2 pseudogenes are annotated in these 553 nt (G+C 62.9%); both read left to right on the forward strand.

What is annotated here, in order from left to right:
- A pseudogene (locus tag AC0L16_RS33560) lies at positions 1-111 on the forward strand (zincin-like metallopeptidase domain-containing protein); the annotation flags it as partial.
- 104 nt (positions 112-215) lie between these two features.
- Positions 216-553 (forward strand): annotated as a pseudogene (locus AC0L16_RS33565) (hypothetical protein); the annotation flags it as partial.

Here is a 553-nt window from a genome sequence, read left to right on the forward strand (position 1 = left end):
CCGCAGGCCGAGCAACTTATTCGCAGAAGCGGTGCGGATTTCCGTATCGGTGGCGATCGCGCTTTCTACATGCCCGGAAGCGACACCATCCAGGTGCCGCCCCAGCCGGCTTCGGCGCGCCGATGCGCCTGCGCGGCGCAGAAGCCGCTCGATATCGGCTTGTTCGATGAGGCCACGCGCAATCAACTCGACCTGTTCTGACAAGGAGTTTTATCATGATCCTGATTCCGGCTGCTCGCCAACGGCGCCGCCGATGCCGAACCCGACCACGTTCCGGTGGTCAACTGTTCGATCCGACCGGGCCTGCGACCGGGCTTCAGACCGAACTCGACGCCGACGGCGACACGCTTTCTCCGGACGAGGGGGGTATGGCCGCTGGTGGCAATGGCAACGCCGTTGCCACGGCGAGCGTCTTCGCTCGCCTTGCTGGCACTTTCCGACGACGATGTCTTGGGAGTTCTCAACATCGTCACGGCGGGTTTTTCTCCATACTGCTCTGCACAGCGCCGATGCTTTCGCGGACGATTGACAGACCACGACGCAGATCAGCCTC

It is taken from the genome of Mesorhizobium sp. WSM4848, from assembly GCF_055811375.1.